16 protein-coding genes and 1 pseudogene are annotated in these 20,273 nt (G+C 67.4%); 6 read left to right on the plus strand and 11 right to left on the minus strand.

The genetic code is table 11. The features are described 5' to 3' along the window. Nucleotides 1-33: 33 nt before the first annotated feature. Nucleotides 34-945 (minus strand): lipid kinase, encoded by a 912-nt coding sequence (locus tag HUA75_RS14640; RefSeq protein ID WP_246137550.1) that lies wholly within the window; start codon nucleotides 943-945, stop codon nucleotides 34-36. 399 nt (nucleotides 946-1,344) lie between these two features. Here HUA75_RS14640 and HUA75_RS14645 point away from each other — a divergent pair, with 399 nt between their 5' ends. Further along, nucleotides 1,345-2,187, plus strand: a complete 843-nt coding sequence (locus HUA75_RS14645; protein WP_371746111.1) for an immunity 52 family protein — start codon at nucleotides 1,345-1,347, stop codon at nucleotides 2,185-2,187. Between the two features lie 131 nt (nucleotides 2,188-2,318). Here the strand turns inward: HUA75_RS14645 and HUA75_RS14650 are convergent, their stop codons facing one another. After that, nucleotides 2,319-3,188 carry a calcium-binding protein gene (locus tag HUA75_RS14650; protein ID WP_174486745.1) on the minus strand — a complete coding sequence of 290 codons (870 nt, stop codon included), beginning with the start codon at nucleotides 3,186-3,188 and terminating at the stop codon, nucleotides 2,319-2,321. 185 nt (nucleotides 3,189-3,373) lie between these two features. Here HUA75_RS14650 and HUA75_RS14655 point away from each other — a divergent pair, with 185 nt between their 5' ends. Next, nucleotides 3,374-3,856, plus strand: a complete 483-nt coding sequence (locus HUA75_RS14655) for a transcriptional regulator (RefSeq protein ID WP_174454101.1) — start codon at nucleotides 3,374-3,376, stop codon at nucleotides 3,854-3,856. A 59-nt stretch (nucleotides 3,857-3,915) separates the two neighbouring features. Here the strand turns inward: HUA75_RS14655 and HUA75_RS14660 are convergent, their stop codons facing one another. The 3 genes from HUA75_RS14660 to HUA75_RS14670 all read right to left on the minus strand — a co-directional run bounded on the left by HUA75_RS14660 (nucleotide 3,916) and on the right by HUA75_RS14670 (nucleotide 5,927). Next, nucleotides 3,916-4,635 (minus strand): HAD family hydrolase, encoded by a 720-nt coding sequence (locus HUA75_RS14660; protein ID WP_174454102.1) that lies wholly within the window; start codon nucleotides 4,633-4,635, stop codon nucleotides 3,916-3,918. A gap of 42 nt (nucleotides 4,636-4,677) precedes the next feature. Continuing rightward, nucleotides 4,678-5,478, minus strand: coding sequence for a hypothetical protein (locus HUA75_RS14665; protein ID WP_141646285.1), 801 nt, complete (start codon nucleotides 5,476-5,478; stop codon nucleotides 4,678-4,680). A gap of 101 nt (nucleotides 5,479-5,579) precedes the next feature. Continuing rightward, nucleotides 5,580-5,927: a hypothetical protein gene (locus HUA75_RS14670; RefSeq protein ID WP_141646284.1), complete on the minus strand. Its 348-nt coding sequence runs from the start codon at nucleotides 5,925-5,927 to the stop codon at nucleotides 5,580-5,582. A 215-nt stretch (nucleotides 5,928-6,142) separates the two neighbouring features. Here HUA75_RS14670 and HUA75_RS14675 point away from each other — a divergent pair, with 215 nt between their 5' ends. The 4 genes from HUA75_RS14675 to HUA75_RS14690 all read left to right on the plus strand — a co-directional run bounded on the left by HUA75_RS14675 (nucleotide 6,143) and on the right by HUA75_RS14690 (nucleotide 11,469). Then, entirely contained in the window at nucleotides 6,143-7,138 is a 996-nt protein-coding gene (locus HUA75_RS14675) for a site-2 protease family protein (protein WP_141646283.1), read from the plus strand. Further along, complete coding sequence (locus HUA75_RS14680) at nucleotides 7,135-7,896, plus strand: hypothetical protein (protein WP_141646282.1); 762 nt, start codon at nucleotides 7,135-7,137, stop codon at nucleotides 7,894-7,896. Before HUA75_RS14675 ends, HUA75_RS14680 begins: the two co-directional genes overlap by 4 nt. Nucleotides 7,897-8,029: 133 nt before the next feature. Then, nucleotides 8,030-10,027 carry an ATP-dependent DNA helicase gene (locus tag HUA75_RS14685; protein ID WP_141646281.1) on the plus strand — a complete coding sequence of 666 codons (1,998 nt, stop codon included), beginning with the start codon at nucleotides 8,030-8,032 and terminating at the stop codon, nucleotides 10,025-10,027. Between the two features lie 101 nt (nucleotides 10,028-10,128). Then, a complete protein-coding gene (locus HUA75_RS14690; protein WP_174486746.1) occupies nucleotides 10,129-11,469 on the plus strand; it encodes a hypothetical protein in 1,341 nt (446 codons plus the stop codon). Nucleotides 11,470-11,472: 3 nt separating this feature from the next. Here HUA75_RS14690 and HUA75_RS46195 read toward each other — a convergent pair whose 3' ends face one another. From HUA75_RS46195 to HUA75_RS47520, 6 genes and pseudogenes are all read right to left on the minus strand, one after another. After that, nucleotides 11,473-12,090 (minus strand): PDDEXK nuclease domain-containing protein, encoded by a 618-nt coding sequence (locus HUA75_RS46195; RefSeq protein WP_217446074.1) that lies wholly within the window; start codon nucleotides 12,088-12,090, stop codon nucleotides 11,473-11,475. Between the two features lie 103 nt (nucleotides 12,091-12,193). Then, a pseudogene (locus tag HUA75_RS47915) lies at nucleotides 12,194-12,610 on the minus strand (DUF1016 N-terminal domain-containing protein); the annotation flags it as partial. Nucleotides 12,611-12,903: 293 nt separating this feature from the next. Then, nucleotides 12,904-14,826: a TonB-dependent receptor gene (locus HUA75_RS14700; RefSeq protein WP_371746112.1), complete on the minus strand. Its 1,923-nt coding sequence runs from the start codon at nucleotides 14,824-14,826 to the stop codon at nucleotides 12,904-12,906. Nucleotides 14,827-15,261: 435 nt separating this feature from the next. After that, the gene (locus HUA75_RS14705) at nucleotides 15,262-17,802 is read right to left on the minus strand and encodes an AAA family ATPase (protein WP_174486747.1); all 2,541 of its coding nucleotides are present in this window, start codon (nucleotides 17,800-17,802) and stop codon (nucleotides 15,262-15,264) included. After that, nucleotides 17,799-19,220, minus strand: coding sequence for an ATP-binding protein (locus tag HUA75_RS14710; RefSeq protein WP_174486748.1), 1,422 nt, complete (start codon nucleotides 19,218-19,220; stop codon nucleotides 17,799-17,801). The genes HUA75_RS14705 and HUA75_RS14710 overlap by 4 nt, the downstream gene beginning before the upstream one ends. Further along, entirely contained in the window at nucleotides 19,207-20,073 is an 867-nt protein-coding gene (locus HUA75_RS47520; RefSeq protein WP_371746113.1) for a hypothetical protein, read from the minus strand. The genes HUA75_RS14710 and HUA75_RS47520 overlap by 14 nt, the downstream gene beginning before the upstream one ends. Between the last annotated feature and the right edge of the window lie 200 nt (nucleotides 20,074-20,273).

The following is a 20,273-nucleotide window of genomic DNA, read 5'->3' on the forward strand; positions in this document are numbered from 1 at the left end:
GCCAGCCTAGGACAGCCTGGGTCATTTCGGAATTCAGGAGGGCGCGGGCGCGTAGACGCGCAGGGCCGCGGGGGCCACCTCGAAGCGCATGGGCGTCATGCCGACGAGCTCTCCGTCCGCGTTCACTTCCTGCGGAGGCGTGGCCTCCACATACAGCCGCACGGCGAGCAGCGAGGTGACGGCGGGGTTCTCCCCGTGCTCCCCGGAGCGCACCGACAACGCTACGCGCGCGAGCGTGGCCAGGTCCTGGAGCTGGCCCAGGCCCGTGCCGTCCCGGCCGGAGGTCGAGGAGGGCGCGGCGACGGCGTAGACATGCAGCCGTCGGTCATCCAGGCGCGCATCGGGCGCCACCATGTTGCCCGCGCCGTGGTAGCGCCCATTGCCCACCACGAGCTGGAGCACATCCAGTTCCAGTTCCTGTTCATCCGCCTTGATGCGGATGCGGAAGGGCCGCAGGTCCTTCGCCTCGGCGGCGGCGGCCACCGGATAGGCCAGCTTGCCCGCGCGCTGCTTCAGGCGCTTCGTCAGTCGCCGGGCAATCGCGGCGGCCAGGCCCAGGCTCGCCGCGTTGAGGAAGGGGCGTCCGTTGGCGAGCCCCACGTCCACGCGCGCCGCATAGCCCTTCGCGATGACGTCACACGCGGACTCCACGTCGGGAGGGATGCCCAGGGAGCGAGCGAAGTCGTTGCCGGTGCCCAGCGGCAGCACGCCCAGCGTCACGTCGCGCCCCAGCAGATGTGCCACCGCGCCGCTCAGCGTTCCGTCTCCGCCCCCGACGAGGATGCGGCGCGTGCCACGCGCCAGCATCTGCTCCAGCACGCGGCGCAGCCGTCCGCTTTTCGACAGCGCGTGGCTCTCCGTCAGGATGACGCCCCGCGAGGCGAGGGCATCCCGGGCGAGCGAATAGGCCTCCCTGCCCGAGCGAGACTGCGTGTTGACCACCAGGGCCGCCGGCCCGTCGTCCGGGGCCAGCCGGCGTGGAGGCTCGATGAGCGCGGGTTCCAGGGGGACCTCCTCCTTGCTGCGTGCCGGAAAAGGTGTGCACGCGGAGCCGAAGGGGCCAGCGGTCTCTGGGGGAAGAGGACCGAAAGACAGCGGTCATGCGACATCCCCGGGGACGCGGGGGGGCGAGCTGGGAGGCGAGGGTTCAGCCCTCCGCGTCCACTTGAAAGGGTTCGCAATCCTCAGCGGTCGCGGGCCTTTCACCCCACGGCCGTTGCCCCTGTATGGCCCCGCGCGAGCAAGGGCGCGTCCCCTCGTGCTCGGGCGTACCAGGAACAGATTTCAGGACACTCCTACGATGACGCCTCCTGGGTGGGTGGCGTGGGCAGGAACAGCGGTGGCGTGAAGTTCGATGGCTACAAGGAGATCACCGCCATCCACACCCTGGCACGTCCCCTGGTACCCTCAGAAGAGCGAATCATGACCGTTCCATCCGCGCCCAGGGCCTACCCCGAGAGCTACTACGCTGGTGCCCACTGGGGGCCGAGACGGGAATCCCCAGAGGAGTGCGCCCGACGAGCAGGGACTTTCCTCAACATGCTGGCCGCGTGTGACCCCCTGCTGGCGCACTGGAACAAGCTTCCCAAGCCGCGAAAGGGACGGAAAATCCCCCTCATGCCCCCTGACCTCTCCACCTTGACGGAGGCGTTCCGGCGCGGCGTCAACCGAGATTCCGGCGGGCCCCTCATTGAAGAGTTGGGTTGGACCGTCTCGGCATACAACGACGGCACCGGCTCAAACTTTGTCTCTGTGAGAATGCAGTGCGGGAGCTACGTCGGATGCAGCACCGACAATGCATGCTTACTGTCACTTCCCTACCCAGGGAAGAACGCGGAGCGAATCCTCGCGGCATCCGTGCTGACCGAAGTGGTGCGCGGCATGGCGGTGGCCTGGGAGCCTGACTGGGCGGTGGTCATGTCTCGTGCGCACCGGGATATGGACGATGAAGAAGGCAAAGCCGACATTTGGGTGGGCTGGGTGACGTACCTCGCCCGTCATTGGGGCACGGTGCCCCCGCTTCCCGCTCCCGTGCGCGTTGAGCCGGTCGAGGACAAGGGTACGCTCATCGTTCTGACGCCGGAACGCTTCACGGTGGCCAACCCGGAGCACGTGGCGCTGTCGAGGCGCGTGCGGGAGCTGCTGGCGCGGGCCGGGCTCGTGAAGCCGCTTCAGCCCCCACCGTAGAAGAGTGGGGGAGCCGAGTCGCCCGCTGCTCGGCTCCTCAACGCGGGCGGGACGGCGGAGGTCCAAGACTCCCAGGAAAGTCGCGGGTCAGGGCGCTCCTGCCTCGGAATTGGGTTGTCTCGTGCAGAGGTTCAGCCCTCCGCGTCGCGTCCTTCGATGATGCGGCGCTGGATGTCCTGACGCAGCGGGAGGGCCTCCTCCGTGCTCAGGCGGCCGTCACCGTTGGTGTCGTACGTGGCCAGCAGTGTCGCCCGGCGCTCCTGGGCGGACTCCACCCGGTCCTGCCTCAGCGCGACACGCTCACCCGCATCGAGCACACCGTTGTCATTCGCGTCGTACGTGCCCAGCCGCTCCTGGCGCCGGGCCTCCCAGCGGGCGCGCCGAGCCTCCTGTGCCGCCTGCCGCTCCGCCTCGTCCAGCGTCCCGTCCCCGTTGGCGTCGTGCTGCTCCAGGCGCTCGGTGCGCAGGCGCTGGCAGCGCGCCTCCATGGCGTCCACCAGCGCGGTGCGCTCCTCGGCGGACAGCGCGCCGTCGCCGTTCTCGTCGAAGGCCCAGCGCACGCGCCAGAAGGCCCAGTGCCGCGCGCGTCGGCCCAGCTGCGCCAGCCGGGGGCGCAAGGTGTCGCGCCGCTCACCCACGTCCGCCTTCAGCTCGCGCAGCTCCCGCGCGTTCAGCGCGCCATCCCCGTCGTCGTCGTACTTCGCCATCACCGTCCGCCGGTGCTCGCTGAAGTCGCACGCCTTCCCGTCGTCGGTGGGCTCCGTCTCCAGGCCACTCACGTCCTCATCGGCCATGGCCCCCTGCTGCGTCGCGTCCGTGTCCGCCACCGCGTCCGCGCCCAGCGCGCCGTCTTCCTCGGCCGCGGTGAGATACGACGCGGCCTCGCCCACGTACCGAGTGGTCTCGTCTGGTACGTCATCGCCGCAGGCGGTGAGCCCGAAGGGCAGGGTGAAGCACAGCGCGGCGGCGAGGATGCGACGGTGAGCGGTGACTCGTTTCATGGGGATGGCTCCAGGTTCGAAGTGCGGCGGTGTCCGGCCTCGCTTTGCTGAAACCCGGTGCGTCGGAAGAAGTTGCGGAGGGACAGAGGTGGCCGTCGCGCCCCTTCCATGTGCCAGGGTGGCTGCACACCTTTCAGGCGCGGCCGGCTCCGCGCCGGTGAAGCGCAAGGCCTGGAGGGCGATGCATGGCACGAGGAAGCAAGGCGAAGTACACGGCGAAACAGAAGCGGATGGCCGAGAAAATCGAGAAGGGTTACGAGGCTCGCGGCACGTCGGACAAGACGGCGGCGGCTCGGGCCTGGGCCACGGTGAACAAGGCCACCGGCGGTGGGATGAAGGGTGGCTCCGGCAGCAAGGCCAAGATGGCCCGGCGCCGCCCCAAGGTGCGCGCCGCCGCGAAGAAGGCCGCGCGCAAGCGCACCGCCGCGCAGCGGTCCGCGTCGGCTCGCAAGGCGGCTGCTTCGAGGACGCGCAAGCCCGTGCGCGCCACGCGCTCCGGGAGCAAGTCCACCGCGCGTCGCGTCGCCGGACGCCGGGCCACGGCTCGCAAGACTTCCACGAGCACGCGCTCCAAGCGCGGCACGGCTCGCAAGAGCACCCGAGGTGTTTCCCGTCGCGGCACCACCGGAACGCGCGGCTCACGCGGCCGGGGCGGCTCACGCAGGTAGTCGCGCGCGGCTCGCGCCCCATCCTCGGTGTGCTCGAGGTGGGGCGCGAACGCGCTGCTTCAGCGAGGCTCTTCGTCCTTGGAGGCCGGCGGCGTGGCGCCGGGTCCATTCCACGGCCAGTCGACCGAGGAGTCCTCGGCCAGCCGCAGCAGCTCCGAGGGGTCCTTCACCAGGATGCGGCAGCCCGCGGAACGCAGGTCCTCCGGAGAGAAGCCTCCGGCCAGCACGCCCACGGTGGACAGGCCCAGCTTGCCGGCGGCGAGCGCGTCATAGGGCGTGTCGCCCACCACCACCGTGACGTCCGGCGCGGGGCGGCCCAGCCTGGCGAGCGCGCTCTCGAAGATGTCCGGGTGAGGCTTGCTCTTGTCCACCTCGTCCTTGCTCGCCTGGGTCTCGTACAGGCCTTCGATGCCGCACAGCCGCACGTAGTACTGGAGCTCCTCGTCCTTCGCGCTGGAGGCCAGGGCCAGGCGTCGGCCGTGCTGACGCAGCCGCTGGAACAGCTCCCTCACGCGAGGCAGGGGCCTCACCTTGGGCAGGAACTCCCGCAGGAACAGCGCGGAGCGGTACTCCTCCAGCTCCTTGCCGAAGCGCTCCAGCTCGTCGTCGTTGAAGAAGACGGGGATGAGCTGGTCGGCTCCCTTGCCAATCTGACTGCGCACATGGGCGAACGGGACATCCCTGCCGAAGTGCAGGAACGCACGTCGCCACGCCTCGGCGTGCTCGTCCACCGAGTCCACCAGCGTTCCATCGACGTCGAAGATGACGTTCTCCACCATCGCGCGCCTCCCGGGCCAAAGTGGGGACGCCCCAGGTGGCGGTCAACCGCCCGTGGGCGGGTTCTCTGGGGTCGCCTCCACCAGTGTTCGTGTCTTCACATCGTAGCCCTCTGGTGCCGTGAGGGTGAAGGTGTCATTGGGCGGCGGGCTGTTCAGCTCCACACGCGAGAGTACCGTCTCCCCGACCTTCCGCCCCCCCAGCCACCGGGTGAGGCGCCGGGGGACGCACAGTGCCAGGGCCGCGTCGCAGTGCTCCTCCTCCATGCGGACCTCCGCCTGCGTGCCGTCCGGCGCGCGCGAGCGCTTGTCCAGGAAGTCGAGCCCCGGCCAGCGCAGCACGTACACCAGCTCCAGGCCCTGGGCCTCGCCCCCCAGCGTCACCGCCAGCTCCACGGCTTCTGGCGCGCGGGGATGTTTCACGCGGCGCAGGGTGGCGCCGTGGGACACGAGCGGCGCGCGGAAGCCCTCGGGCGTGAAGACGCCGAAGGTCTCCGTGAGGAAGCCCGCGAGCTTCGCGGGAGGCAGCTCCGACTTGAACGTGGTGAAGCGCTTCTCGCCGTCCAACTGCTCGAAGAGGTGGGTGCCGTCCCACGAGAAGATGCGCGTGGCGGGCGTGCCCAGCGTGCCGCGCATGCGCTGAGGCGCGCGGTAGTCGAACGAGAAGGGCACCTCGTCCTGGCCCTCGTCCTTCACCGTGCCGGCGATGTGATACCCGCCGAGCTTGGTGTCCCGCTCCGCCAGCCGCTGTTTCACCTGTGCGGCCAGCGCCGCGGTGTCGTCCGTCTTTCGTGGGCAGCCCGCGAGGGCGAGGAGGACACAGGGCACGAAGAGGCGCAGGCGCATGGAATGAGAAAGTGAGGCAGGAGGGGGGCTGAAAAGCAAGGAGGCCCGCCTGTCGCCAGGGGGCCTCCCGAAAGGTGCCGCCGTGAGGGCCGGCGGCCTGACTACTTCACCGCCACGCCGGTGGCCGTGGAGGAGGTGATGCCGATGATGGTGCCGAACAGGGCGTAGATGCCGTGACGGGGGGTGGTGGACGCCGACTTCAGGTCGACCTTGGACGCGCCCATCGCCTTCGCCTCGGCGATCAGGAGCTTGTTCACCACGGTGTCCAGGTCGCTCTGGACGATGTCGATGATGTGGAAGATGGCGGTCAGGCCCAGCGCGTTGGTCTGGATGACGGCCACGGCCTCACCGTTCGCCGCGATTTCGGTGCCGGAGACAACAGCGCTCTCGACGCTGGTGCAGCCGATGAGGCTGGACGCGGCAACGGCGGACAGGATGAGCTTCTTCATGGTTTTCCCCTCGTTGAGTGTTGCTTGGACGGTGGTCGAGCACCCCCGTGGAGGGAGCGCTCGTCCGTTTGAATGGGACCTCAAGCGCCGGGGTACGTACCAGATGTCGACTCCATGTCAAGGTCCGTCCGGACACACTGTACGCCCGTTGGGTGAGCGCGCTCGCGTTGCAATGCACATCTCGCCTTGCTAGCCCCAAACCCCGAGGCTTCCGAATGGACATCGTCCCCGCCGCACGTCCCGCGCCCCGGTACTGGATTCACCTGCTGCTGCTGCTGCTGACGGTGGTGACGACCTTCACCTCGTACCTGCTGTACTTCCACTTCCAGCGGCCGTACTCGCCGGACGAGGTCTCCAGGGAAGCGGCGATGCGCGCGCTGTCGTTCAGCCTGTCGCTGCTGGCCATCCTGGGCACTCACGAGATGGGCCACTACGTGCTCGCGCGCATCCACCGCGTGGACACGTCGCTGCCGTACTTCATCCCGTTGCCCGTGCTGGGCGTGGGCACGCTGGGCGCCGTCATCCGCATCCGGGACCGAATCCCGCACCGCAACGCGCTGGTGGATATTGGCGCGGCGGGACCGCTGGCGGGCCTGGTGGTGGCGCTGCCCATCCTCTACTGGGGGCTTGCGCACTCCACGGTGGTGGACGCGCCCCACGTGCCCTCGCAGTTCCCCGGCGAGATGTCGCTGTGGGCGTACGGCAAGGACTTGTTCACCTGGGTGATGGCGAAGCTGACGCACGCGCCCGCCGCGCCGGAAGAGACGTTTCATGGCGTGCAGACCCTGTTTGGTGACAGCCTGCTGATGCGGGGGCTGACGTGGTTGGCGCTGGGGCCCTTGCCGGAGGGAAAGGACGTGCTGGTACATCCGGTGGTCATCGCGGGCTGGTTCGGCCTGCTCGTCACGCTGCTCAACCTGATGCCCATGGGACAGCTGGACGGCGGGCACCTGGCCTTCGCGCTGCTGGGCCGTCACGCGCACTGGGTCGGGCGGGCCATGGCCGCGCTGCTCTTGTTCCTCACGCTCTTCGTCACCGCGTCCTGGGGCCTGTGGCTCCTGGTGACGAGCAAGGTGGTGGGTTTCGGGCACCCTGACGTCGTGGCGCCGCTGGAGCCCCTCAGTCCCACGCGCAAGCTCATCTGCGCGCTGTGCCTCTTGGCCCTCATCGGCTGCGCGATGCCCGTGCCGCTGCGTCAGGTGGTGTCATGAAGTTCCAGTGTGAAGCCTGTGAGCGGCTCATCCCCCTGGAGTCCTTCCGGATGGAGGGGGGCGGGCTGGTGGTGTCGTGCCAGCGGTGTGGCGCGGAGAGCCGCGCGCGTGCGTCGCTGCCGCTCTCGGTGTCCCCGGCGCTGTCGGGCGAGGGCTCCGGCTCGACGCAGTCCTCGGTGGAGGACGCGACGGCGTCGGTGCCGCCGCTGCCCGCGCGCGCCAGCACGCCGGCCCTGCGGGTGGTGCGGGGCTCGGCGGTGCCGGTGACGCTGGACGACGAGGCGCTCTTCACGCCTCCGCCGGGACACTGTCCCAAGTGCGTGTCGCCGCGGCGGGAGGTGGACACATCCTGCGCGCAGTGCGGGCTGGTGTACGCCAACTTCATGGCGGAGGAGCACAAGCCCTCGGACGACCTGATGGGGGCGTGGCGCTCGCTGGCGGAGCACTGGGAGGAGTGGGAGGCGCACGACAGGCTGCTGACCCTGGCCATGGGTCGCGGGGAGCTGGCCTCGGCGGGCCGCCTGTACCGGGTGCGGCTGGCGCGGGCGCCGGACGACGCCGTGGCGCACCGGGCGCGGGAGGAAGTGGTGCGGCGGGCCACCCTGGTGGTGCCCACGGAGGTGGAGTCCTCGGAGGTGTCGCCAGGCAAGCGGCGGCTGCGAGCGGCGGCCATCGCGGCGCTCTCGCTGGTGGTGCTGGTGCTCTTCACGTTCATCATCCAGCGCGTGCGGCTGCTCTTCTTCAGCGACCTGCCCTGACGCGGCGGGCGGCGACTCCCCCGCGGGGCGGCCGGCCATGCGGGCGCGGGGCATGGATGGTGGATGGAAACGGGCCTGGGGCGCGGCTGGCTGCTATCGTGTCGGGCCGCTCCCGCGAGGCTCGCCACTCCCGATGACGCTTCCCGTCTCTCCGTCACTCACCGTCGACAGCCTGCTCGGTCCGGGGGGCGCGCTCCAGGTGGCCCTGCCCGCGTACGAGCACCGGCCGGAGCAGCTCCAGATGGCGCGCGCCGTGGAGCGGGCCTTCGCGGAGCGCAGCTACCTCTTGGCGGAGGCGGGCACGGGCACGGGCAAGACGCTCGCCTACCTGGTGCCCGCGCTGTTGTCGGGCCGCCGCGTCGTGGTGTCCACGGCGACGAAGACGCTGCAGGACCAGATCTTCTTCAAGGACCTGCCGCTCCTGCGCGAGAAGATGGGGCTCACCTTCGAGGCCGCCTACCTCAAGGGTCGCAACAACTACCTGTGCCTGCATCGCTACGGGGCCTTCGCCAAGGAGCCGCAGTTCGGCTCTCGCGACGAGGCGCGGTACTGGCCCAAGCTCAAGGCGTGGGCGGAGGACACGCAGACCGGGGACCGCAGCGAGCTGGACCTGCCTGAGTCGTTCAGCGCGTGGGCTCGGCTGTCCACCACGTCCGAGACGTGCGTGGGCACGCGCTGCCCGCTGTACGAGCCGTGCTTCGTCACGCGCATGCGCAAGCGCGCGGAGAGCGCGGACCTGCTGGTGGTCAACCACCACCTCTTCTTCGCGGACCTGTCGCTGCGCAGCTCCGGCAAGCGCACCGAGGGCGTGCTGCCGTACTACGAGGCCGTCGTCTTCGACGAGGCGCATGCGCTGGAGGACGCGGCGAGCGGCCACTTCGGCGTGGGGGTCTCCAACTACCGGATGGAAGAGCTGGCGCGCGACGCGGTGGCGTCGTTGAAGGAAGACGACTCGCGGCACGCGATGCTGCGCGCGCTGGCGGCGCGGCTGCGCACCGGCGCGGACGCCTTCTTCGCGCAGGCCCCCCGGGCGCTGGGGTTGTCGGGCCACGAGGCCTCCGTCTCGATTCAGCCGGAGGCGATGGGCAAGTTGTCCAGCGCGCTGGGCGGTGTGCGCGAGGGCCTGGCCGCGTTGTCCGCCTTCAGTGCGGGCGAGCGCGAACCGGAGCTGGCCGCGATTACGCGCCGCGCGGACGAACTGGAGGAGCAGCTCTCCTTCCTGGAGAAGGCCGAGTCGTCGGACCACGTGTACTGGGCGGAGCAGCGCGGCAAGGGGCTGTTCCTGCGCGCCAGTCCCATCGACGTCGCGAAGGAGCTGCGCGAGCGGATGTATGGCGCGCTCGACACGGTGGTGTACACGTCCGCCACGCTGGCGGCGGAGAGCCGCTTCGACTTCTTCGCCCGGCGCATGGGGCTGTATGGCGAGGATGGCCAGACGGTGACGCGCGTGCGCACGCTGGCGGTGCCCAGCCCGTTCGACTACCCGCGCCAGGCCGCGCTGTATCTGCCCACGCACCTGCCGGACCCGAGCGCCCCTGGCTTCATCGAGGCGGCCGCGGAGGAAATCGTCCAGCTCTGCCAGGTGACGGGGGGCCGTGCCTTCGTGCTCTTCACGTCGCTGCGCAACATGGTGCGCGCGTACGAGCTGGCGGCGGGGCGGCTGCCGTATCAGGCGCTGCTCCAGGGGGAGCGGCCCAAGGCGCAGTTGCTGGAGGCGTTCCGCGACACGCCGAGCGTGCTCTTCGCGGCGCACAGCTTCTGGGAGGGCGTGGACGTGCCGGGGGATGCGCTGAGCCTGGTCATCATCGACCGGCTCCCGTTCGCCTCGCCGGGTGACCCGCTGGTGGCCGCGCGAATCAAGCAGCTCCAGACGCGGGGCGAGGAGCCCTTCGAGCAGTACCAGCTCCCCCAGGCGGCGCTGGCGCTGCGTCAGGGCTTCGGGCGCCTGATTCGCACCCAGTCCGACAAGGGCATCGTCGCGATGTTGGACCGGCGCATCCTCACCAAGGCGTATGGGCAGGTCTTCCTGGCCAGCCTGCCGGACGCGCGGCGGATGGACGACCTGGTGGAGCTGAGCCGCTGGTTCAACGGCCCGGTGCGCCCCGTGCGGTCCTTGCGTTCGGTGGAGTGAGCTGAATTTCCGGGCGAAATTGCCCGAGAATTCCGCTCATTTCGTATGCCTTCGGCCGGGTCTGTTTCACCGGCTGTCCCCGCACACCCCAGAGCCCTGACGTGGACTGTCTGGTCCTTCCCTTCCTGCGCCTCGTCCTGCTCGCCGCGGTGGCGTTGGTGTGTGCGTGTGAGCCCATCTCGCTGGTGCCCATGGTGGAGCCTCCCCCTGACTCGGGGAGCGATTCACCGGACGGAGGGGAGGAACTCGGTGGGAAGGAGGGGCCGGATGGAGGGGAGTCGGGTTCGCCGGACGCGGGGCCAGACGGTGGGACGGATGGTGGGATTCCGCTTTCCGAGGACGCGGGGACTGACGCTGGGCCGAATGTCCCCGTCCGGCCGCTGGGAGATGGCGGTGTGGATGCGCGGATGACGGCGTGGAGCGACTGCGAGGACGGCTGGCAGTCGCGCACGGTGCTGCCGCTGGGAGCAGACAGGGGGTATCCGCAGTTCGGGCTGGATGCGGACGGCGAGGCGTACTTCGTCGAGTACACCGACGCGGTCCTGCGAGTGGTGACGACGAAGCCCTGGCGCGTCTTCGCCGAGACGGGTTTCGCGGGAGGGCAGTGGTGGTTGGGTGGCATCCGCGTGGATGCGGCGGGTGAGGTCCACCTGGCCATCAGCCCGCGGTCCGATGACCTGGCGCAGGTGGTCCCCACCGATTTCCTCCATCACACAGGGGGACGCTGGGAGCACGCTCGGCTGATGAGTGGACTGGTGCGGGCCTATGACCTGGATGCGCAGGGAAGGCTGCATGCCATCAGCCTGGTGGATGCGGTGAAGCACCGGCTCAACCATGTGCAGGGGCGTATTGGTGATTTGTCTGTCATCGATACGGGCATCGAGCTTGGGTCGCTCTCCACGCGCGTGTCGCTGCGCGCGGATGGCCAGGGCAAAGCCCATGTGACGTATGAGTACGACGCCGTGCTTGGACGCGCTGGCATCTTCTACGCGACGAACGCCTCGGGGACGTGGGTGAGGGAGCAGGTGGCCGCGGCGGGTGCGAATCCGGTCATCGCGGTGTCCCCAGCGGGGGTGCCACACATCCTTTGGGCGAAGGCGGGCGTCTTGTCGCTGAGCAGCCGGAGTGCTCCAGGCGAGTGGTCGACGAGCATCCTTCCCTTCGAGTCGTCTTCTGGTGAGCTGCGGTTCTCCGCCTCGGGGGTGATTCACGTGCTGCGCAATCTCGGGAAGCGGTTGGAGTACCGGAATGACGCGCGGGGGGATTGGGCGCCGAAGACGGTCATCGACCTGGAGTCCAGCCTCCTCGATTCCCCCTTCTTCGACTGGGCCCTGGAGGTGGATGCACAGGGCCGCGCGCATGTGATGTACACGGAACTGGTCGAAGCCCAGGAGCCGATGCGAATGCTCCGGCGTATCGGCTATTCGCGCCAGTGTCCGTGAGCATTACCGCGTCGCTCGTCCTCCGCCAGCTCGCTTGCGAGGTCGCCGCGGGTGTTGCCCCTTCGGCGTGCGAATGCCCGGGGCGCGCGCTTCGAGCAGGCGTTTGTCGCGGGCCAGCTCTCGCTCCAGTTCTTCGACGCTCGGCAGATAGGTCACGTACTTGGCGGCGAACAGTTGTTCATGCTCGTGGAGGATGGAGTAGCGGGCCACCGCTTCGTTCTTCTGCGCGCAGAGGATGAGCCCAATCGTGGGGCCATCGCCTTCTGTTCGCCCCTGCGCATCGAACAGCCGCACATAGCTGTCCATCTGGCCCACGTCCTGGTGCGCGAGCTTGCCAAGCTTGAGGTCGATGAGCAGGTAGCACTTCAGGATGACGTTGTAGAAAACGAGATCGACGTAGAAGTGTTCGTCCTCGAAGGACAATCGCTTCTGTCTCGCCACGAAGGCGAAGCCCCTGCCGAGCTCGAGGAGAAAGTGCGAGAGCTTGCCGAGAATCGCGCGCTCCAGGTCGCTCTCGCGCAGCAGCTCGCTCTCGGGAAGGTCGAGGAAGTCGAGGACGAAGGGGTGCTTGATGGCGTCGGCTGGTCTCTCGAGGACCTGTCCCCGGGTCGCGAGGTCCATGACGCCGTGCTTGTCGCGGCTCTTGAGCAGGCGCGCGAAGAGGTGTGTGAATCTGTCGTTCGAGGTGCTCGACGGGCCAGGAGCCGCGCTCGGCCTCGATTTCGTAGAAGCGCCGTTCGGCCTCGTGCTCGAGCTTCATGAGCAACCGATAATGTGACCAGCCGAGCATCGGCGAGAAACCCTCGAGAACGCCCTGGTGCCCGAGTGCTCGCGCGAGGTCCTGGAGCACACCTCGTTCCTTGTGGCGGACCTCACGCTCGGGGCCAGTTGATGCGTCCGAGGACGCCCTTGAAGATTCGCCACTTTCGATGTGGCGAATCTCAGGGGAGCGGTCTGCGTACGCGAGATAGAACGTCCTGAAGTAGCGGAGATTCGTCGTGGAATAGCCCCGACCTACTCGCTCTTGAAGGCGGGCGGAGAGGGCTTCGAGGAGCTGGTCGCCATAGCCTGCTCGGTGTGCGCCGCCTTGATGGAACTCGACGAGTTCTCGCCCAATCTGCCAGTACGCCAGCACCATCATGCTGTTGATGGAGCGAAGGACCTGCGCGCGGGACTTCTCGAGAATCGCCACCACGCGCTCGAGCAGGGAACCGACGTCGGGCGCTCTGGACCCCGCTAACGTCGACTGTTGTCTCCGTGGCGCCGAGGATTTCTTGCCCTTCGCTTTCGAGGTCTTCTGGCGGGACTGCTTCGTCGTCAACGACCACCTCTGTGCTGAATGAGTGCCACCATTCTTCCTGGCGGCGGAGAGGTCCACCCTACTGGATGGGTGTGACGGTGCTGCCGGGGATGCCGTGTGACCGCCTCGGAGGCTCAGGGCGCGTCACGAAGTCGCAGGCCCACGCGCGCGAGCAGGGGCGGGCCCAACGTGTCCACGCCCGCGCGGCCCGCGAGGTATTCGCGGTCGAAGAGGTTCTCCACCGCGGCGAAGAGGTCCACCTTCCAGAAGAGCCGCCGGCTGACGGCCGCATCCACGACGAGCGCGCCACCCATGCCGCGCTCATTGAGGTCATCCTCGTATTGAGGCCCGGTGACTCGGAGCTGCACGGTGGCGGTGACGAGGGACGGGTCCTCGAAGGTGAGGCTGGCGGCGGCTCGATGCCTGGGGTCCTGCGCGAGCTGTCGGCCCACGAGCGCCGGCTGGCCGGGCGCATCCGTCACGGTGGGGTCCACGAAGGTGTATCCGAGGAGCGTCGTCCACTGGCGTGACAGTCGCCAGTCGATGCTGGCCTCCACGCCGCGCACGCGGGCGCGACCCAGGTTCTGCCGCTCGCGGCCCGTGCCGTCGGGGAGGGTGACGTTGGTGATGGGGTCCTCGAGCACATTCCAGAAGCCGGTGACGCGGGCGGTGAGGGTGCGCAGGGGCTCGACTTCCACGCCAGCCTCCGCGCCCCACAGGCGCTCCGCGCCGAGGTTCGCGTTCGCGGCGGTGAACACGGTGCCGACCTGGAAGGGGCGATAGAGCTCGTTGAGCGTCGGTGCGCGGAAGGCTCGATACCCGGAGGCACGCAGCGTGACGGCGTCCCAGGGACGCAGGCGCACGCCCAGGCGTGGACTGAGCTGGTGCTCGGTGCGGTCGTCGAAAGGAGTGGTGTCCACCGCGCCGCTGGCTCGCTCGACACGTTGGAGCCCTTGCGTGTTGCGCCAGACGTCGAAGCGGAGCGCGGCCGACAGCTCCAATGCGGAAGTGATGGCGTAGAGGTCTTGGAGGAACACGCCACCTGTCCACTGCGTGCCGCCGGCTTCACGGGTGAGAACGGTGTCGGGAGTTTGCGTGGGTGGGAAGAGCTGCTCGCGGGATGTGCCCGCCAGCCGCCGAGCGTCGAGGCCCGCGGAGAGCTGATGGGTGCCACCCGCCGTCCAGCTCGGCGCGGTCCACACGAGTGAGGCACTCTGGTCATCAGCAGGCACGTCCTGGGACGCGGCGAGCGACTCAGCGGCGCGGTCCTGGGCGACGCGTGCGCGGTTCTGTTCAAAGCGAAGGGCACGGCCGTAGAGGTCCAGGGAGAAGGTGCCCAGTGTGTCGGTTTGAAATCGCGCGCCCGCGCCGAAGTGCGCCAGCTCCACGCGAGCGGTGGTGAAGCGGGTGCCTCCGTTCTGGTTCTCACGGAAGAGGTTGGCGCGAGCGGACAGCGTCAGCGCATCGGAAGGTTGAGCTTCGACGCGGCCGTTGAGGACGACATGGTTGCTGGGCGTGTCGCTGTCGATGACGCCGCGTTGGCCCGGGGTGACGATGCGATAGCCGCTGCTGGTGAGCAGCTCGGTTTCGACAGCGGCGGCGATGGGGCCCCAGCGGTGTGCACCGCGCGCGGCGAGGAGGCCCGTGTCGCGGTTGCCGGCGGAGAGGTCCGCGTCGAGCGCCGGGCCGGTGATGGGGCGGGAGATGAGCTGCACGACGCCGCCGAGCGCGGAGCTGCCATAGAGGGCGGAGCCGCCACCGGGGACGACCTCGATGCGGTCCAGTCCAAGGCGCGGGAGCGAGCGCCAGAAGACCCAGCCCCCGAGCGGGTCATTGACGGGGACGCCGTCGAGGAGGACGAGCGTGCGCGCGACACCGGACGGAGCGAGACCGCGCAGGTTGAGGCCCTGGGCGGTCGGGTCGGAGACGAGGCTCGGCGTGCGGCGGAAGGTGGCGACCGAGGGCAGGGAGCGGACGAGGGTGTCCTGCGTCAGCGAGGGACTGCGGTCTATTTCCTCGCGAGGCAGCACCACGGTGGTGGCGGGCACATCTCGCACGGGACGTGGAAGGCGCGTGCCCGTGACGACGGTTCGCGAGGATGCGCTTGTCTCCGGCGTCGTTGTGGGCAGCGTCGTGCTTGATGGAACCTCATGCGCGGTGGACGCATCGGCGATGGGAGCAGTAGGCGGCTCAGAGACTGTGGAAGGAGGGGATTCGCCACTGGGCGCACCAGGGCTGACCGCCAAGTGGACAGGCAGGTCGACTGCTGGCGCTTCGTCGCCAGGAAGTCCGGCATCTGCCAGGGAGACTGTTGCGAGCAGTAGAGTGATTCCCAGCAAGCGGATGAGCCCCTACGTCAAGCGAGACGAAAAACGCAGTGAGGTGCCGAATCGAGCGCGCCCAGTCAGGCGCGATCCCCCGGCGGATGACAGCGAGATGGGGTCTCCGTGTTCGCGGTCGAACTCAGAGACGTGGGAATGCGTCGGAGCGGACTACGTGGAGTTCCGCCTGGTTTTCGTGGGAGGAGAGGGGGCGGGCGACTGCTGCTGAGTGATGCGCTCACGAACCACCTGTCGCAGTTCCGTCGGGAGCCGTCCGAGTGCGCGATTCAGACGGGCCCTTGCTCCCGGCGTGTTGTGTATGGCCGCGTCGAGTGCCTCGACGACCAACGCGTGAATGTGCAGAGGGGCCGCTTCCTCAGGCGGAAGAGCCTTCTCGAACTCTCCGAAAAGGTGGTGCAGTTGCTCGGGCTTCAGGTACCTGTAGAAGCTGGTGGGGTTGCTTAGGAACGCCTTTGCATCCCGGTACGGGTCTACCTCAGTGAGCACTCTCAAGATAGGGGTCAGGGCGGCCGAGAATTCTCGCGCGACACCGTTGAGGCGGTGGTCCGGGTAGTCAGTACTCCACTGCTCAATGGCTGCGCAGGCTGACTCCGGCGAAATCTCTCGAAGAGCCATGTTGGAGATAATGAGGCGGAGCCTGGCGCTACTTTGGAGGGCAACGTCTCGTTCTTTGAGGGCGACGTTGGCAGAAAGCTTGAGCACGCCTTGAAGGGCCTGCTTGGCCTGCTCCCAGTTCTCAATTCCCTGGTGGAGTCTTGCAAGTTCATGAGCGGCCTGTATGCCGAAGGTGGTTGGAATCTGGCGAGACGCGAGGGCGCTTTCCGTGAAGCTCGTGAGGTCTCGGATGGCCTCAGGGATGCGGCCAAGTTTTACGAACAGCACGGCCCGAGTCCAGCGCGCCATCTCAAGAGGGAGTTGTCGTGGATTCGGTTTGCACCTTTCCTCGTGACGAAGCGCCGCATTGGCGTGGCGCATGGCCTCTTTTGTTTGGTTGGTTTCGGAGTAAATGAAGGCCAGCGAGAGGTGAGTGAAGGGACTGGCGTTGCGGAGTGAGGTTTTCTGATGTTCTAGAAATGTCACGAGGCGGTGTTGTTGCGGTAGCCCCAGGGTAGGGTTGCTTCGTGAAAGCAAGAACAGGCTGATGTCGAGCAGGTCTATACAGTCCGAAGCGAGTGGGATTGGTAGTCGCTGGATGGCCTCGAAGGTCTCCTCGATGATCGGGGGAAGTTCTTTTGGGAGGGTCGATTTGTTGTGTTTGTATTTGAAGATGAACGCAGTCAGGCGTTCAATGATCTGGCGATGCTCCCGAGTGGCTGTGGCCTCTTCCTGACACTCCTTCCACAGTCGCTCCCGGTCGAGCCGCCCTTCCTCCGACGTCGCGAGTCGCAGGGCCTCCTCCGCCTGCCGCAGCGCCAGGTGAGCCGAGTCCTGGGATTCGGGCCGACTCTCCTCGACGTGCCGCTGGAGTATCGCGATGGTGTCCTGGAGTTCGCTGGGGTTGAACAGATAGGCGAGCAACCGGACCAGGGGCTCCAACAGCAGCCGTCCCTTCCGGTACTGGTACCACAGCCGGAAGAGCCCTTCGCTCAAGCCATAGACCGACCCTTTTCCACCAGAGCCCGAGGTGTACTCGACGTGCCCATCCTGGACGAGTCGGGCCATCAGCGTGGAGAGCGTCCGCTCGGGGAGCCGGCTCCGGGTCGCGATCTCCTTGAGGGTGAGGTTGCTGGACGCCAGGGCCATCGTGGTCACGATGGAGCGCTCACGAGGCGCGAGCCGGGAAAGTCGGGCTTCGAAGTAGGCCGTCTGTGCGTCCAGCAATCGACGCAGGTCTTCCACCAGGGCCTTGATGCCAGTCTTGTCCCGCATCACCTCGAAGGCCATGACCACCGAGCGCGGCAAGCCACCCGTGAGCTGATGAATCACCTTGCGACGGAGGACTCCATCCTGTTCGTCGCCGAGGACGACCTCCAACCCCTTTCGTCCCGTCAGTTCGACCAGCTTCGAGAAGACGACGCCGACCTCTTCCACGCTCAGGGGGCGCAAGTCCCGCTCCTTGAACTGGTTGTAGAGGGGTTTCTTCGGGTCGGTCAGCTCCACCATGTAGCGGGTGGGCGTGGTGCTGATGAACAGGAAGTGAGGGGCGTGGAGAAGCAGGGAGCGGAGCTGGCGAACCTGAACTTCGCGTTCCTTAGGAGCAAAGCTCTCCAGGAGCGCGTCCAGATTCTCCATCATCACCAGCAGCGTCTTGCCCTGTCGCTCGGCCTCCTCGCCGAGATGACTGGCGAGCTCCTGGAAGAAACTCTCCTCGTCACCGACTCCTTCCAAGGTCCGTAAGGTCATGGCGAGCTTCGCCTCGGGGACAGCTTCGACCAGTCGCTCCGCGATGCGCTCCAAGAGCGTCGCTGGAGAGTAGACCTCGTAGACATCAGCCTCCCCCAGCCAGAGCGGCAGATAGCTCTCCGAGAGCTGCGCGTCCCCGCGGACTCGATGGTGGAGGACCCCGGTGAGGTGGGTCTTCCCCATGCCTCTCGGTCCGCGAAGGAGCCAGTGTTGGCGGGTGCGCGAACGCGACTGCTCGCGGAGGTTGTCGAGCAGTTCCTTTAACAGCGCATCCCGTCCCACCAGCATCGCCTCAAGCTGCTTCGGAGGCGTGGAACGTGGGTTGTAGAGGGAGATGGTGCCGCTCATGGTGTGAGACCCCGGTGAATGCGCCAGAACTGCTGGAAGAGTCGGGAGGCGATGCGGACTCGATGACCGTCGAGCGTGAGTGGGAAGTGCTCCATCAGCCATGCGAAGCGCTGTGCTTGCGCCTCCTCGGACCCTCCGAGCAAGCCCCGAACGTCCGCGGCGTCCATGGCGGAGTCCAGCCGCGACAGCCGGTCAAGGATGCTCTCGATATCCTGTGCGGTGGAGAGGCTCGTTTGTGCCTCTTGCCGGAGTTGACCGAGAAGCTCCGTGAAGGCACCCGTTCGAGAAAGGAAGGCTTCGAGTTCCGTTTCGAGTGTCGCGATACTCAAGGGCCGCTCATAGGCGGATGACGCCAGATGCGCCACGAATCGCAGGGCGGGGTAGGGCATCGACAGATCGACGTGGCGCAGAAGCCATTCCATGTCGCCCTTTTCGGCGACAAGCCCCGTGCCCAGCAGGACGCGTCTCAAGTCGAGGTCGAGCCGGTCATGAGCGAGCGGCGGAAGGGCGTAGCGTCGCAGTGCGCCGAACGCACCGGGCAGGCGCCCCAGGTTCAGGTCGCCACTGAGTTGCTCCAGGGGCATTGAGCCCGCGACCACCAGTCGGGCCCCGGTTTCCGAGAGGGCGCCATCCAATGTGGAGAGCACGGCGAGGAGGTCTTCGGGTGTGCGCCGGAGATTGTCGATGAAGAAGACAAGTTCATCGAGGATGAGCACCAAGGGTCTGGAGCCCGAGGCGAGCGTGTGAATGGCCTCACGCAGGGCAGCTTTCCATCCACGCACACGGACCTGCTTCAGCGTCTCCGTTGTGAAAACCTGACCCCTGCTTCGGGCAACCAGCTCGGTGGTGAAGGCTTCGGCGGATTGGAACGACTCCACGTCCACGAAGACGGTGTTCAGCTCGGAGGTGTTCTGCTGCGCGAACCGGCGCAGGAGGGACGTCTTGCCAGACCTGCGTGGTGCCGCCAGGAGGACATGCTGACCCGACATGACGAACTCTCGGAGCGTCGTGAGCTCGGAGTCACGGCCCAGGAAGTCCACGCCGTGAACCACGCTACCCTCCGTGCGGGTCGCGCTCGGAAAGCATGGCTGCCCTTGCTGGAGCAACAGGAGTGCAGGTGCGAGCAACTGGCGAAGCACCTCTACAGAGAGCCCTCGAAGTTCAGCGACCTCCACGCGAGTAATCCGGGAGGGGTCTGGCCGCGGCGAGATGGTCGCGAGGTCTCTCTGATTCGCCACGGTATGCCACTTCAACTCGCGCCCCACGATGGGCGCGCACGCCACTTCGATATCTCTGAGTGCGCGGATGTCAGCGGCGCCCTCGACCAGCAACAGCAGGCTGTGGGTTCTGGGTGTGGCTCCCGATGGCGGGAGGACCAGCAGACTGCCGGTCGCCAGGGATTCGTTACGCAGGCGCACGTTGACTCTCCTGGGGTTCGGAGGTGCTCGCGGGCTTCTTTCGAAGGGGAAGCCCCTCACGTCGAATCTGTTCGAACTGGGAGTCCGCCACGAAGAGCTGGGCGCTCAGGTCGGTGCAGGTGATTCGATGTATGAGCGGGACCTGTTCGCCGCGACGGACGCGTTCGTAGATGAGGCAGTGGTCCTTCTTGTCCCACGCCTCCTGGAGCAGTGTGACGATCTGCACCTCTACCTGGTGTCCGCGCAGCTCAGGTTGCCTCGGGCTGAACCGGCCCTTGCGGCAACGCTCCCCGCTCGTGCGCTGATTGGGCGGGATGAGGATGAGGTCCTCGAAACGGTTGTCGTGAAGGCTGAACTCCTCCCGAAGGAGCCGTTGGGCCGGGGTGAGTTGCGAAGCCTTCGTTGCGTCGTAGGGCTCGGAGAGGTGCCGGGTGATGTCGTCCACGTCTCCGAGGAAGTTGGCGACGATGCGAAACCGGCCCAGGTCGTTGAGTTGATCGATGTTGTGAAAGCTGACGGGCGGTGTCTGCTCGGGTCCTGGCCATCGCCGCGCCATCTTCTCGAGGATGCTCTCAGGCGCCTTGGTGATGTGGCTCGCGTCCACCTTCACAAAGAGTCGGTCTCGCTCGACTTCGAGAACCTCCGCTTGGAGCTGTTCGAGAATCGGCTCGATTCGCGCGAGCAAGCCCGTGGCGATAAGCCGGTAGAGAGAGGTGTGGTTCTCCAGCCAGCGATAGACCTCGGGAAGGCGCTCCTCCCACGCCTCTGGGCGCCCGCTCACCTCGTCCCAGGGGAAGTGGTCGTCGACAAGGCGGCGGCGCGCTTCGGTGATCCATGCTTCGGAGGCTGGCACCACGCCCTCCCTCTGCGGATGGCCCATGCACAACAGGCCAGTTGCACAACAAGCTAGTTGCACAACTGGTTTGTTGGCAAGCCGCTCCGCGCGTTGGTCGGCCGGGAGGAGCAATTTCCTCACCACGGCTCATCCAGCGAGGTGGGCTAAGTCCAGTCCAGGAAACAGGAAATTCAGTCCAGCGTGCTGGATTGCACGGG

Origin of the sequence: Myxococcus sp. CA040A (assembly GCF_013336725.1) — a bacterium.
GTDB classification, from domain to species: Bacteria; Myxococcota; Myxococcia; order Myxococcales; family Myxococcaceae; genus Myxococcus; species Myxococcus llanfairpwllgwyngyllgogerychwyrndrobwllllantysiliogogogochensis.

Bases quoted from the DNA above. Each gene is read 5' to 3' on its own strand.
- HUA75_RS46195 (WP_217446074.1), bottom strand. From the start codon at position 12,090: ATGGACCTCGCGACCCGGGGACAGGTCCTCGAGAGACCAGCCGACGCC.
- HUA75_RS14680 (WP_141646282.1), top strand. From the start codon at position 7,135: ATGAAGTTCCAGTGTGAAGCCTGTGAGCGGCTCATCCCCCTGGAGTCC.
- HUA75_RS14650 (WP_174486745.1), bottom strand. From the start codon at position 3,188: ATGAAACGAGTCACCGCTCACCGTCGCATCCTCGCCGCCGCGCTGTGC.
- HUA75_RS14675 (WP_141646283.1), top strand. From the start codon at position 6,143: ATGGACATCGTCCCCGCCGCACGTCCCGCGCCCCGGTACTGGATTCAC.
- HUA75_RS14685 (WP_141646281.1), top strand. From the start codon at position 8,030: ATGACGCTTCCCGTCTCTCCGTCACTCACCGTCGACAGCCTGCTCGGT.
- HUA75_RS14665 (WP_141646285.1), bottom strand. From the start codon at position 5,478: ATGCGCCTGCGCCTCTTCGTGCCCTGTGTCCTCCTCGCCCTCGCGGGC.
- HUA75_RS14705 (WP_174486747.1), bottom strand. From the start codon at position 17,802: ATGAGCGGCACCATCTCCCTCTACAACCCACGTTCCACGCCTCCGAAG.
- HUA75_RS14670 (WP_141646284.1), bottom strand. From the start codon at position 5,927: ATGAAGAAGCTCATCCTGTCCGCCGTTGCCGCGTCCAGCCTCATCGGC.
- HUA75_RS14655 (WP_174454101.1), top strand. From the start codon at position 3,374: ATGGCACGAGGAAGCAAGGCGAAGTACACGGCGAAACAGAAGCGGATG.
- HUA75_RS14660 (WP_174454102.1), bottom strand. From the start codon at position 4,635: ATGGTGGAGAACGTCATCTTCGACGTCGATGGAACGCTGGTGGACTCG.